Below are 13,161 nucleotides of genomic sequence, written 5' to 3'. Positions count from 1 at the left end.
GGTCACCCGCGCAGCGGCGAACGGGCGACCCACCGGGCCGCCCGTCGACAGATCATTTGGTCGGGTCTTTGGCGGCGTCGCCGGGATAGGCGATGCCGAGCTGCGCGAGATAGGTCGGGTATTTGCTCTGGTCGTAATAGAATTTGGCCAGCTGCGGCCGCATCTTCTCCATCAGGTCGTGGTTGAGCCAGATCGCCGGCGTGTCGCTGGCGGTGATCAGCGGCGCATAGGTGTCTTCCTTGAACTGGACGTTCTGCTGGAAATCCTTGGCCTTGGCGATCAGGCTCGGCGTCGTCATCAGATCGAGCACGGTCAGCGCCACCGCCTTCGCGCCGGCCACCGCGCCCTTGTGCGCGATCGGCGTCGCCATCGCGATCGCCGCGAGCTTGTTGTGCGCGATCATGCTCGGGATGTTCGACGGGAAGCGGATCGTGATCGTCGGCACGGTCCACATGATGTCGCCGACATCGTCCGATCCCCCGCCGATCGAGCGCGGCCGGTTGGCGGGGGTCGAGAGCTCGGCCACCTTGGTCGCCAGCGGCTTGACCTCGCGCTTGGTGACGGTCTGCACCGTCTTGGCGAAGGCCTGGTCGTCGGCCGACCATTTCGGCATCCCGACCGCCTGGATATTGGCGTACGCCGCCTCGGCCATCGGCCGGTTGCCGTAATTCGGCGCGGCATAGCCGAGGATGCGATGCTCGACCGTCGTGCCGCTCTGCTTGGCGGCGCCCTCGGCGATATCGTTGCCGATCTTGTACAGGCTGGCGACGTCCTTGAAGGTGCGATCGCGGAAATAATACCAGACCGAGGCGACATCGGGCACGACGTTGGGCTGGCCGCCGCCGTTCGAGATGACGTAATGCGAGCGCTGCGTGACGGGGAGATGCTCGCGGCGGAAGTTCCACGCGGTGTCCATCAGCTCGACGCCGTCGAGCGCGCTGAGGCCATCCCACGGATCGCCCGCGGCATGCGCGGTCTTGCCGTGGAAGGTATATTCGACCGAGACCATCCCGTTGCTGCCGCCTTCGCCCCAGCCGGTGCTGAAGTCCGAGCTGACATGCGTGAAGATGTTGGCATCGACGCCCTTGAACAGCCCGTCGCGCACGTAATAGGCCTTGGTGGCGAGCAATTCCTCGGCGATCCCCGGCCAGATCAGCAGCCGCCCCTTGATGCCGTGCTTGACCATCACGTCCTTGGCGGCGATCGCCGCGGCGACGATCAGCGGCATCCCCGAATTATGCCCTTCGCCATGCCCCGGCGCGCCGGCGACCATCGGCGTCAGCTTGCCGGTGCCGGGATATTGCGACACGCCGAGCAGGCAGTCGATGTCGCTGCCGAGCGCGATCAGCGGACCGCCTTCGCCCCAGGTCGCCTTGAACGCGGTCGGGATGCCGGCGACGCCGAACTCGACCTTGAAGCCGTTCTTCGTCAACAGATCGGCGATGTACTTGGTCGACTGGACTTCCTGGAAACCCGGCTCGGCATAGCTGAACACCTGGTCGACCGCCTTCGCCACCATGTCGGCATGGGCATCGACGCTGGCGATCGCCTCCTGCTTGAGCGCGGCGCTGGCTTGCGCCTGGGCCGCGGTTGCCGAGAGCGACGTGCCGATCATCGCGGCACCGGCGATCGCCCGGACCGCGGCGGAATAGTTCAGACGCTGCATTGTATCGACCCTTTGTTTGGACACGGTTGGACGGGGGAAACGGATCACAATTTCACGCGCACGCCGACGCGGTAGACGCGGCCGAGCACGTCGTAGAGCGAGCGGTTGGTCTGCGGATAAGCGGGCGTGTTGTTGCCGGTCGGACCGATCGCGACGAGCACCGGATCCTTGTCGAGGAGGTTCTTGACCGCGACGAACAGCTCGAATTGCGACCCGTGCGACTTGATCGTGTAGTTCGCATTGAGGTCGAAATAGAAGGCGCCGGGGATCCGGTTGGTGTTGACCGTGTGATAATCCGAGCTCGACGCCGGGCAGTTGGTCGAGCAGACGATGTAATTGTTGTTGTAGACGCCCGGGCTCACCCCGCGCGCGACAAGCGAAGCGCCGAAACCGCTGCGGAAATCATAACCGGCCGTGAAGCGGTAGGTCCATTTCGTCAGGCCGCCGGTATTCTGTCCGGCATCGTCGGTGATCGCGGCGACGCCGTTATTGGTCTTGAGGCCGATCGCATAGCTGGCAAGCGCGCGCAGCGACACGGTGCCGGCGCCCAATTCGTGATGATAGCTTCCTTCGAAATCGATCCCCTGCGTCTTGATCGAGACGAAATTGGTCGGCTTGATCTCGATGCTGGTGATCGCCAGCCCCGGCGTCACCACGCCGCGCCCGCCGGTGGTCGCGATGAACGAGCAGGCCGATTGCAGCCCGGCGGTATAGCATTGATCGACCAGCGTCTGTGCGACGAGCGAGGAGATCGCGCCCTTGAGGTTGATGTTGTAATAATCGGCGGAGAAGGCGAACCCGGGCAGGAAGCGCGGCGTCAGCACGACGCCCGCGCCATAGGTCATCGCGATTTCGGGCTTGAGCGCGGAATTGCCGACGGTCGATTCGTTGAACTGGTCGGTCGCAACCCCACCCGTCGCCGTCGGACGATTGACCGTGTTGGTGCGCCCGGTCCCCGATGCGAACAGTTCCTGCAGATTGGGCGCGCGAATGTCGCGCGACACGGTGCCGCGGAACTTGATGTCGCGGATCATCTGATAGGTCAGCCCGGCCTTCCAGGTGACCACCGTGCCCGAGGTCGAATAATCGGTCACGCGCACCGCGCCGTTGAAATCGGCCCCCTTGATCAGCGGCACGAGCAGCTCGGCGAATGCCTCCTTGACGGTGTACTTGCCGGTGGTCGCCAGGTAATTGCCGTAGATCCACGTGCCCGAGGTCACGCCATTGGCGACGACCGGCTGGAACAGCGGATCGACGAAGCCGCTCACCGCTTCCTCGCGATATTCGGCGCCGAACGCGAAGCCGACCGGGCCGGCAGGCAGCCGGAACAGGCTGTTGGTGCGGATGCTGCCCGCAGCGACCTTCTCGGTCAGGCGCTGCAACCGCGTCGGTTGCTGGCCGCCATACATTACGTAATTGATCGCCGCCGCGCTGGCGACGCCGGTGCCGATCCGGTTGATCGGAACGCAGCCGTTGGTCGGCGCGGTCAGCGACGAACGGCATACCGGCGTCCCTGCCGCGACTCCGAGTGCATTGCCGGCCGGCGCCGCCACCGCGTCGGTCGCCAGCGCCAGACGCGCGAGGTTCCACGCATTGGTCAGCTTCTCGGTCGTCTTGGTCATGCCGAACTGGTAGTAAGCGTCATACTTCCAGTCGCTGCCGAGCACATGGAACGCCCCGGCAACGCCACCGACATAGCGATACACGTTGCGCGTATTGTCGCTGCCCTGCTGGCCGAGATCGACGTTCGAGGTGCCGATCGAGATCGTCGAGAGGTTGTTGGCGACCATCTTAGCGCGCACCGAATCGGGCAGATACGGATTGTTGACGCTGATCGAGACACCGGTCGTCGGGGTCTGCTGGTAGAAACTCTGGCCGCGATACTGGTTGTAGGCGAACTGGCCGTAGACCTCGATTCCCGGCGTCACTTCATAGCTGAGCCGGCCGAAGCTGCTCTTGCGCTCCTCGGACGGCTGCAGCGACGCGCTCGAGCGGTGGTTCGCGCTGGTGATATTGTAATCGCCGCCGATCATCCACTGGCCGCTGGTCTGGCCGAACGTCAGCTGGTTGACCGTCGCCTTGCCGGTGGCGGGATCGACCGCGCCGAAATAGGTGCCCTTGAGCGGCCCGGTCGAGACGAGGCCGCCGGGGGTGAATTGCCCGGTCCCGGCGCCGGACGTGACGAAATATTCGGGCGTGCATCCCGCGATCGGCGTGCCCGCGACATAGCCCGCCGGCTTGGCGCAATTGCCGCCCGCCGCGGCCGAATAGGTCGGGTTGTTGACGGTGAAGAAGCCGCTGTCGTTCCAGTCGCGTGCGATCGTGGTGACGCCGGTCTGCTTGAAATATTCGCCAGCGATCGTGACGTGCAGCTTCCCGTCGAGAAAGGCATGTCCCGCGGTCAGCGCCACTTTGTAGTTCGGCGCGTCGCCGTAGGTGGTGATGCCGTTCTCGGCCGACAGCTCGAGCCCGGTGAAGCGCTTGTTGAGGATGAAGTTGACGACGCCCGAGACCGCGTCCGAGCCATACGCCGACGATGCGCCGCCGGTGACGACCTCGACCCGCTGGATCAGCGATTGCGGGAAGGTGTTGACGTCGACCTGCCCCGTCGTGGTCGAGGCGACCGAGCGCTGGCCGTCGAACAGGACCAGCGTGCGGTTCGCACCGAGGTTGCGCAGATTGACGCTGTTGATGCCGGCAGCGCCGTTCGACAGCGAGCCGTTCGAGTTCGACGACGTCCCCGAACCGCGCACTGCGGGCAGCGTGTTGACGAAATCGGAAATGTTGGCGGGGACTTCGGCGCGCAACTCCTTGGTGCTGATCACGCTGACCGGGGTCGGCGCGCTATAGCCGTCGCGCACGATGCGCGAGCCGGTGACGACGATCTCGCTGCCGTCCTTGTCGCCATCCGACGGCGTCGCGGGGAGCAACTGCGCGGTATCGCGGGGGGGCGTGCTGACCGGTTCGATCTGCGCCTGCGCGACCTGCGCGAAGGCCGGATGCGCGATGGCGGTAAGGGCGATGATGCCGGCGGTCCCGAGCCAGCGATTGCGGGAACGACGGCTGTGTGTCTGTGCAACGGCGACAGTGAATCGTGTCATAGTATCCCCCCGAGAAACGCACGTCGCCCGGGCACCCACTCCAATCACGGTCTGCTCGCCCATTCGCGGCGGCACGACTCTCGTATCCAAAGGGACACACACAGAGCCGACACCGCAGACCACAGTGCTGCGGTGACCGCGAACAATGCCGCGGCATCCAAAATGTCGGTTGTGAGAACCCCTCTCTCGAAACAGAGGCTAACAGAAACGGGCGTGCGGATTCCGCTAAAGTTCGGCGGGATCGTGACAGTTTGGTTGCGATTCCTGCGCGATCTGTATTATTATTGCTGATATCAAACGCGACTGAAATCGATTGAAATAACAATATCGCGTTTTACGCATGATTCGGCCGTCACGTCGTGCGCGATGTCAGTACCGCTGGCGGTACGCTGCGCTGCATGACCTCCCGCAACACGAAACTGCTGCGGACCCGCGCGACGTGCGGCAACGTCGAGAGTTCGCTGCGATAGACCCGGTCGTAATCCGCAAGCGAGCGGACGTGGACGATCATCAGGAAGTCGGTGCTGCCCGATACGAAGCTGCAATAGGACATGGAGGGGCACGCGATCACCGCGGTCTCGAACTCGACCAGCGCAGGCTCGGCTTGCGAGCTGAGTTCGATCATGACGATGACGACGATGCCGAAGCCGAGCCGCGCAAGGTCGAGATCGGCAGAATAGCCGCCGATCGCGCCACTTTCCTCGAGAATCCTTCGGCGCCGCGCGACCGCGGTACTCGACAGATTGACGCGCTCGCTCAGCGCGACGTCCGAGGATCGACCGTCAGCGCTGAGTTCGCGCAGGATCCGATAGTCGGTCGCGTCGATAGCGTCTGGATTGGCATCGTTCATTGCTACCCCCCGGCAGAGCGATCGTCGGAATTCCGATGACGCTCGACACTTTTGCGCAGTGCAGCATAAATTCAGATCCGACGCACGAAAATGTTGCGAATAAGACTCCTGCCTTTTGCAACCAATCCCTCAGCAAGGGTTTGCGCAAGATATTGTCGAGTGTCCGCTCGGCTCGGGGGGCGACGGCTAGGTCGGAATGGTCTTGCCTCGGCACGCGCGCAATCCCGATACCGGGAGCGCTCTTGCCACGTCCCAACAATTCGAGTGCCACACTGTCGTGCCGCGGGTATGCAGGTCGATATGCATCGCACGCGCAGCTGACATGGCTCAACAGGCCGATTTTCTTGCCACGCGGGACCGGCATTTGCGTCTGGTCGCCGATAGCCCGATTCCCTCGGTGATCAGCGATCCGCGGTTGCCCGACAATCCGATCGTCGCGTGTAACGACGCCTTCTGCGAACTGACCGGATATCCAGTCGAAGATGTCGTCGGGCGCAACTGCCGCTTCCTGTCGGGCCCGGCGACCGAACCGTGGCTGACCGAGGAGATCCGGCGCGGCGTGCGCGAGCATCGTCCCGTGCTTGTCGAGATCTTGAACTACAAGCGCAGCGGCCAGCCGTTTCGCAATGCCGTCCTCGTCGCGCCGATCTACGACGAGAACGATGCGTTGCTGTATTTCCTGGGGTCGCAGATCGAGATCGATTCCGGCGCGGCGACGCCGTCGAGCATGCGCCGCATTCGCGCGGCGGAGATGGTCAAGGCGCTGTCGCCCCGGCAGGGGCAGGTGCTCAAGCTCGTCGCGAACGGCCTGCTCAACAAGCAGATCGCCGCCGAGCTCAATCTGGCGGAAAAGACCGTCAAGATGCACCGCGCCATTCTGATGAGCAGACTCGATCTGCATACGACCGCCGACCTCATCCGCCTCGCCGTCGAGGCCGGCCTGTAACGGCGGACGATCTCGGTACGGCCCAAAGCCCGTATCGGCGGAAAATCCCCGTCAGTCTAAACCTCTCCTGTCGCCACAGCGGCGTTGCCGTGCACCTTCAGCCATTCGGTGCGCGGTCAGGCTCACCCTCGGCCATCTGGCGCTGCTGTGGCGACATATTCGGGAGCTACAGGTCCATCTCAACTGGGTTGGCGAGATCCCGGATCGAGCCTGCCCGGCGCACCCGTGCCGCGGATCAATGCGACGGAGACTCCCATGGATATCGTCACGCCCTTCCAGTTCTCGCTGGTCTACAACGCGTTTTCCTTCACCTTTGCGGCGATGGGGGCGGCCACCGCCTTCCTCTGGCTCAGTCGCGGACTGGTTGCGCCGGCCTATCGGACCGCGCTGACCATCTCGGGGCTGGTCACCGGCATCGCCGCCTATCATTACTTCCGGATCTTCGAGAGCTGGAACGCGGCCTATGTCTTCAAGGACGGCGTCGTCACCGCGACGGGGTTCGCGTTCAACGATGCCTATCGCTACGTCGACTGGCTGTTGACCGTGCCGTTGCTGCTGATCGAACTGGTGCTGGTGATGCGGCTGTCGCGCGAGGAGACGTCGTCCAAGGCGATCCGCCTCGGTTCGGCCGCGGCGCTGATGATCGTGCTCGGCTATCCCGGGGAAATCGCCAGCGACATTCCAACGCGCGCGATCTGGGGCACGCTCTCGGCGATCCCGTTCCTCTACATCGTGTGGGAATTGTTCAGCGGTCTCGGCGCCTCGATCAAGCAGCAGCCTGCGGGCGCGCAGCCGCTCGTGCGCAAGGCACGCTTGCTGACCTTCGCGTCGTGGGGCTTCTACCCGATCGTCTATATGGCGCCCTATGCCGGGCTGACCGGTGGGTCGGCGACCACGACGATCCAGATCGGCTATACGATCGCGGACATCGTCGCCAAGGCTGGCCTCGGAATCCTGATCTTCCTGATCGCGGTCCGCAAGTCCGAGGCTGAAGCCGACGGGCACAAGGGCTACGCCGCCTGACATCATGACGGCGCTTGCCTACACCCAGCCATCACCGCGTCGCCGTGCTCCTCTGGGGCGTGGCGATGTCGTGTATCCAGCCTATTGGATCGCGGCGACCGCGCTGATCGCAGCGGCGCTGTTGGGCGTGCCGCTCGGGCAGCCGGCGGCGGTGGCTGCGGCGACGCTCGTGTTCATCGGCGGCGGTCTGCCGCACGGGGCGTATGACATCGCGCTGCTGCGGCGTTCGGTCGCGTTGGGCCGATCCGGCGTCGGGATTGCGGTCGGTGGGTATGCCACGATCGCGCTGCTGATGGTGGGGCTCTGGATGCTGCTGCCGCTAGCAGCCCTGGTGCTTTTCCTGGCGGTCGCTTCGGTGCATTTCGGCGAGGATTGGCAGATGCTCGAGGAGCCGCTGCTGCGGGTCGCAGCGGGTGCGGCGGTGATCGCGGCGGCGACGATCGGCCATCCCGCCGAGGTTTCGGCGCTGTTCGTCGCGATGAGTGATCCGCGCGCTGCGGTGGTCGCACAGATCATCACCGCCGCCGCGCCGGTCGCGTTGCTGGTGACCGCGGTCGGGATTGCCGCGGCGTGGCGCGACGGGAGCCGACACTGGGCCGCGGCGATGGCGCTGTGCTTCGCTCTGCTGCTGGTCCTGCCGCCGGTCGCGGGCTTCGCGCTGTTCTTCGTCTTCCTGCATTCGCCGCGGCACCTGGCGCAGACCCGCGCTGTATTGCGCGACATGCCGCTTGGGCGATGGCTCGGCACCGGCGCGCTGCTGTCGGGCCTCGCCATTCTCGGTTGGTGGGCCGTACGATCGATAGCGCCGTCGAGATTCGAGCCAATAGTTGTGGCACAAGCGTTTCAGCTATTGGCATCGGTCGCGGTGCCGCATTTGATGCTCTCGCGCTGGCTCGAAGGGCGGCTGTCCGCCGTACCTTCCTTTGAAGAGAAGACCCTGACCGCATGACTCGTCGTACCGCTATCGTGATCGGCTCCGGCATCGGTGGAATCGCCTGCGCGATCCGCCTGCAGAGCCTCGGCTTCGACACCCGTATCGTCGAGCAGCTCGATGATGTCGGCGGCCGCGCCTATGTCCGGCGCGCCGAAGGATTCACCTTCGACATGGGGCCGACGGTGCTGACCGTCCCGCATTTCATCGAGGAGCTCTTCTCGCTCGAGCGCGATGTGGCGATGCTGAGCGCGCCCGATTTCCCCGACGACGTGCTCGGCGATGGCCAGCGGATCGTGTCGGGCATCAGCGGCGGGCCCAATACCAGTCGCTATCTCGACATCGTGCCGGTGCTGCCCTTCTACCGGATCTATTTCGACGACGGCACCTTCTTCGATTACGATGCCGACCCGGTGAACGTCCGCGCGCAGATCGCACGGCTCGCGCCCGAGGATCTCGACGGCTACGACCGCTTCCACGAGGCGGCGCGCGCGATCTTCCAGCGCGGTTTCCTCGAGCTCGGCTACACCTATTTCGGCAGCCTCGGGTCGATGCTGAAGGTGGTGCCCGACCTGCTCAAGCTGGGGGCGGTCCAGCCGCTGTTTTCGCTCATTAGCAAATATTTCAAGAGCGACAAGATGCGGCAGGTGTTCAGCTTCGAGCCGCTGCTGATCGGCGGCAATCCGCTCAAGGTGCCCGCCATCTATGCGATGATCCACTTCGTCGAAAAGACCTGGGGCGTCCATTACGCGATGGGCGGCACCGGCGCGCTGGTGAAGGCGCTGGTCGTCAAGTTCGAGGAACTGGGCGGAACGCTGCAGCTGGGTGCAAAGGTGGCGCGGATCGATGTCGAGAAGCGCGGCCGCCAGCGCGTCGCGACCGGCGTGACGCTCGCGTCGGGCGAAACACTTAAGGCCGATCTCGTCGTCTCCAACGCCGATTACGCAACCACCTATCTGAAGCTGATCGACGCGGCGCATCGCCGGATCAATCGCGATGCCGTGGTCAAGTTCCGCAAGCAGAGCATGTCGCTGATGGTCATCTATTTCGGCTATGAGAAGCGCGCGGGCGACCCCGACGTCCGGCACCACAACATCATCCTGGGGCCGCGTTACGAAGAGTTGCTGACCGACATCTTCGAACGCAAGATCCTCGCCGAGGACTTTTCGCAATATCTGCATATCCCGACGCTGACCGATCCGAGCCTCGCACCGCCGGGCTATCATGCCGCTTATACGCTGATCCCCGTGCCCAACACGCTGGGCGACGTGGATTGGGATGCGGTGGGCGAGGGGTTCGCCGACACGGTGCTCAATTTCCTCGATGATCGTGGCTACATCCCGGACCTGCGCGAGCGGCTGGTCTATCGCAGCTTCGTCACCCCCGACTATTTCGAGCAGGTGCTCGGCGCCTATGCCGGCAACGGCTTCGGGGTCGAGCCGCGGTTGACGCAGACCGCCTTCTTCCGCCCGCACAACCGCAGCGAGGATATCACCAATTTGTACCTTGTCGGCCAGGGCACGCAGCCGGGCGGGGGGACGCCATCGGTGATGATGTCGGCCAAGATGACCGCACGCGAAATCGCCCGCGATTATGCGGTCGATCCGCGGATCGTCGCCGGGATGCCCGCCTAGCGGTCGGCCGCGAGGATCCGCTCGGCCAGCATCCGTCCGGACAGCCACGCGCTTTCGATCCGCGGTGCCAGCAGCCAGTCCCCGACCGCGCCGATCCGCATCGCGTCGTTCCACAGCACGCCGTGCTGTGTCGCCTTGGCGCGCGCGTAGCGCCAGCGATGGCCGATCCGCACGACGGGGGCGGGCAGCGGCCTCGGTCGCGTTCGCGGCAAGTGCCGACAGTAGCGCATCGACCACGCTGGTCTCGCCATCCTCGAGATGATCGCGCGACCAGTCCGCCGTCGCCTGGACGACCCAGGTCTCGATGCCGCCGCGGCCAGGCTTGGCGCTGTTGCGCGCCGCCCAGCCGATGATGCCGGCATCGCGAATGACGTCCTCGGCGATCGGGATCCGCTCGTCGAACGCCAGCATCGCCGTCCAGCACGGCGCGGACGGCGAAGCTTGCGCCATCGCAGCCATCGCCGGGTCGTGCGCCACCAGCAACGGTGCTGCCTGCTCGGCCGGGGTCGCGACGATCACCGCGGCGAACGGATCGTCGGCGACGGAAGCGAGGAACCACGCCCCGTCGACACGGCGGAGCGCATCGACGCGACTGTTCCAGTGGACCGCCAACGGCTGCGCCATCGCTTTGACCACGGCGTTCATGCCCGGCGTTCCGACCCAGGCGTCATCGCCTGCGCCGGGCCACGGGGCGACGACCCCGGCCGCTTGCCACTCCGTCACGGCGGCGGTGAAGTGTTGGTCCCGTGTCGTGAAATATTGCGCGCCATGGTCGAACGCGACGTCGCCGGATGCCGATGCGACACGACGGGTCGCCATACGCCCGCCAGCACCGCGCCCCTTGTCGAACACCGTGACCACACACCCAGCCCGCTGGAGCGTCTCTGCACAGGAAAGACCTGCGATGCCGGCGCCGACGATGCCGATCCTCATGCCGGGGGTCTTCATAGGACGTCCGATTCGGTTCGATAGCGATCTTGCCCGCGACCGGGGCCATAGCAGCGCCCGGTCGCCGGCGTCGAGGATCAGCCCTTGGGAAGTAGCACGGTGTCAATAACGTGGATCACGCCGTTGGTGCAGGCGATGTCGGCGGTCACGACCTTGGCACCATCGACGGTGACGCCGTTCGTACCATCGACATGGACCGTCGCACCGCCGGCGGTGGCGGGATCGAGCACCTGGCCCGCGACGTCGGCTGCCATCACCTTGCCCGGGAGGACGTGGAGGAGCAGGATTGCGGTCAGCTTGTCCTTGTTTTCCGGCTTTACGAGGTCATCGACGGTGCCGGCCGGCAACGCTGCGAACGCGTCGTCGGACGGTGCGAAGACGGTGAACGGGCCGTCGCTCTTCAGCGTATCGACCAGGCCCGCAGCCGTGACGGCCGCGACGAGTGTCGTGAAGGCGCCTGCGGCGACGGCGGTATCGACGATGTCATGGGTCGTATCGGTCATGTCTGTTCCTCGATTTGCAGCAGGGTCCAGGGCGGAACGAACGTTCCTTGACGGCCTGAAATGGGAGAATCCTGCAGGCATTTCGACCTCCCACGCGATGCACGTCGCATCGCCGACCGATGTCCTCAATACGGGCTTTGAACCATCTTGCGCTTGATCCGGCGCTGGGACGGATCGTGTTGGCAGTGCCGCCTGCATGATCACAGGATACGGCACACGACAGATTTGGGCGGTGTCCAAATGGTGAGCCACCACCGAGGCCGATCGCTTCTCGCCACCACGATGCCTAGCTTAACAGAAGCATGTTCAGGCGCGTTGGTAAACATACACGGTGTCGTGGCTGTAAATCCTGAACGGTCCCTGTAACCATTGCCAGTTGCCAGTGTTTTTGTCAGTACGGCCCCTGCGCGTTCAGTTCCTGACATAGCCTAATATCGTACGCGACCTATACCCGTTGTCGGCCCCTTCGTTGGCGCTGATCGTTGTCAGCACATCCCCGGTGACTGCGTTTTCGAACCGATAGAGTGGAACGAGACCTGAAGCCGCCGCGATCGCCACATAGCCCGCCAGCTGCCCGGTCACACCTCGGCAACGCTCTTTCGCCGTACCGATGGTATCAAGTGCGTTTTTGCCGCCGCACAGATAGATCGGGCGTCGCCCCTGGCCGCCTTGGGTAAAGCTATGGAACGCGGTCAGCTCAAACCTGAAGCCATCCGATACCGCGTCGCGATATGAACTTGCGATACGATGCATCGGAGGTCGATAAGAACGGTAGAATGGCCGTATCGCCGCCGCCTTTTGGGAATTGCCTGTATAAGAATCGATGGCATCGAGAACCTGATCGACCGAGCCGAGCGCGAGGTTGCAGCGCTGCTGATATCGATGTCCGGCGCTCAGATTGCGAACGTAGAACATGCAGGACCATTTGGTGGTCGGTGCGTCCGCCTTTGGAAAATCGAACAGCGCCATATAACCCAGAGCGGGATCCTGAAGAATCGCGGGGGCAAAGGCGCCCATCGCATCGCCACCATCCAGCCGGGAGAGAATTACCGCCTTTGTCGTATGTTGCGCGGCGGTATCAGTCTCGCCCGGAACGATCCGGCGCAACGACCGCGCGATCGGATCGTACTCCAAAAAAATTCCGAACGATCGCGGAAGGTACGCCGTCACACCCTCGATATTGGCGGACCTGTGAGACGACGGCACGGACCAGGTCGTATCAACGGTCACAAGATTTGGAATGGCATCCCCATAGAATTTCACCGTCTTCTCGACGACGAATTGGGACAGGGTCGTCGCGTTGACGGCGTGGTCCAGCCCCCCTGTTTGTCCCGCTGGAAGTCCACCGCAATCGACTGGGTATCGCTCATGAGGGGCGAGCCAAAACGCTGCCTGCGTGCGCGTGACGATCGCGCTGGCCGTAATTTGCGCTGACATCAGCCGACTTGACGTCGTGGGCTTGCGTGCGTCGGCCTTCGAGCCGGCTTCGGTTGGATTGAAACATTCGCCTAGCCCGGATTATTCATCGGGAGCCCAAATCGGTGGTGGCGATCGTGGTC

The 13,161-nt window shown here is 64.2% G+C and carries 10 protein-coding genes and 1 pseudogene; 4 read left to right on the top strand and 7 right to left on the bottom strand.

All coding sequences use genetic code 11. The annotated features are described in order from the left end of the window. Positions 1-52 precede the first annotated feature (52 nt). From ACVWYO_RS10170 to ACVWYO_RS10160, 3 genes are all read right to left on the bottom strand, one after another. A complete protein-coding gene (locus tag ACVWYO_RS10170) occupies positions 53-1,666 on the bottom strand; it encodes an amidohydrolase (protein ID WP_457350462.1) in 1,614 nt (537 codons plus the stop codon). A 44-nt stretch (positions 1,667-1,710) separates the two neighbouring features. Continuing rightward, a complete protein-coding gene (locus tag ACVWYO_RS10165; RefSeq protein WP_457350460.1) occupies positions 1,711-4,767 on the bottom strand; it encodes a TonB-dependent receptor domain-containing protein in 3,057 nt (1,018 codons plus the stop codon). 352 nt (positions 4,768-5,119) lie between these two features. Next, positions 5,120-5,617: an Lrp/AsnC family transcriptional regulator gene (locus ACVWYO_RS10160; protein WP_457350458.1), complete on the bottom strand. Its 498-nt coding sequence runs from the start codon at positions 5,615-5,617 to the stop codon at positions 5,120-5,122. 322 nt (positions 5,618-5,939) lie between these two features. On the opposite strand from ACVWYO_RS10160, the gene ACVWYO_RS10155 reads away from it, so the two are divergent. The 4 genes from ACVWYO_RS10155 to crtI all read left to right on the top strand — a co-directional run bounded on the left by ACVWYO_RS10155 (position 5,940) and on the right by crtI (position 10,151). Then, positions 5,940-6,563: a LuxR C-terminal-related transcriptional regulator gene (locus ACVWYO_RS10155; protein WP_457350455.1), complete on the top strand. Its 624-nt coding sequence runs from the start codon at positions 5,940-5,942 to the stop codon at positions 6,561-6,563. A gap of 255 nt (positions 6,564-6,818) precedes the next feature. Next, entirely contained in the window at positions 6,819-7,586 is a 768-nt protein-coding gene (locus ACVWYO_RS10150; protein ID WP_457350453.1) for a bacteriorhodopsin-like, read from the top strand. Between the two features lie 4 nt (positions 7,587-7,590). Then, positions 7,591-8,535, top strand: a complete 945-nt coding sequence (locus tag ACVWYO_RS10145; protein WP_457350452.1) for a Brp/Blh family beta-carotene 15,15'-dioxygenase — start codon at positions 7,591-7,593, stop codon at positions 8,533-8,535. Continuing rightward, entirely contained in the window at positions 8,532-10,151 is a 1,620-nt protein-coding gene (crtI, locus tag ACVWYO_RS10140; protein ID WP_457350450.1) for a phytoene desaturase family protein, read from the top strand. Before ACVWYO_RS10145 ends, crtI begins: the two co-directional genes overlap by 4 nt. On the opposite strand, the gene ACVWYO_RS10135 is transcribed toward crtI, so the two are convergent. The 4 genes and pseudogenes from ACVWYO_RS10135 to ACVWYO_RS10120 form a co-directional block, all read right to left on the bottom strand. After that, positions 10,148-10,363 carry a hypothetical protein gene (locus ACVWYO_RS10135; protein WP_457350448.1) on the bottom strand — a complete coding sequence of 72 codons (216 nt, stop codon included), beginning with the start codon at positions 10,361-10,363 and terminating at the stop codon, positions 10,148-10,150. The two genes, crtI and ACVWYO_RS10135, sit on opposite strands and share 4 nt — an antisense overlap. 67 nt (positions 10,364-10,430) lie before the next feature. Then, a pseudogene (locus tag ACVWYO_RS10130) lies at positions 10,431-11,084 on the bottom strand (NAD(P)/FAD-dependent oxidoreductase); the annotation flags it as partial. Between the two features lie 92 nt (positions 11,085-11,176). Beyond that, positions 11,177-11,602: a fasciclin domain-containing protein gene (locus tag ACVWYO_RS10125; protein ID WP_457350446.1), complete on the bottom strand. Its 426-nt coding sequence runs from the start codon at positions 11,600-11,602 to the stop codon at positions 11,177-11,179. A 411-nt stretch (positions 11,603-12,013) separates the two neighbouring features. Further along, a complete protein-coding gene (locus tag ACVWYO_RS10120; protein WP_457350444.1) occupies positions 12,014-13,039 on the bottom strand; it encodes a hypothetical protein in 1,026 nt (341 codons plus the stop codon). Positions 13,040-13,161 lie beyond the last annotated feature (122 nt).

The organism is Sphingomonas sp. UYP23 (assembly GCF_054059235.1).
The sequence above is the reverse complement of the archived record's forward strand: the minus strand, read 5'-3'. Positions and strand labels throughout refer to the sequence as shown.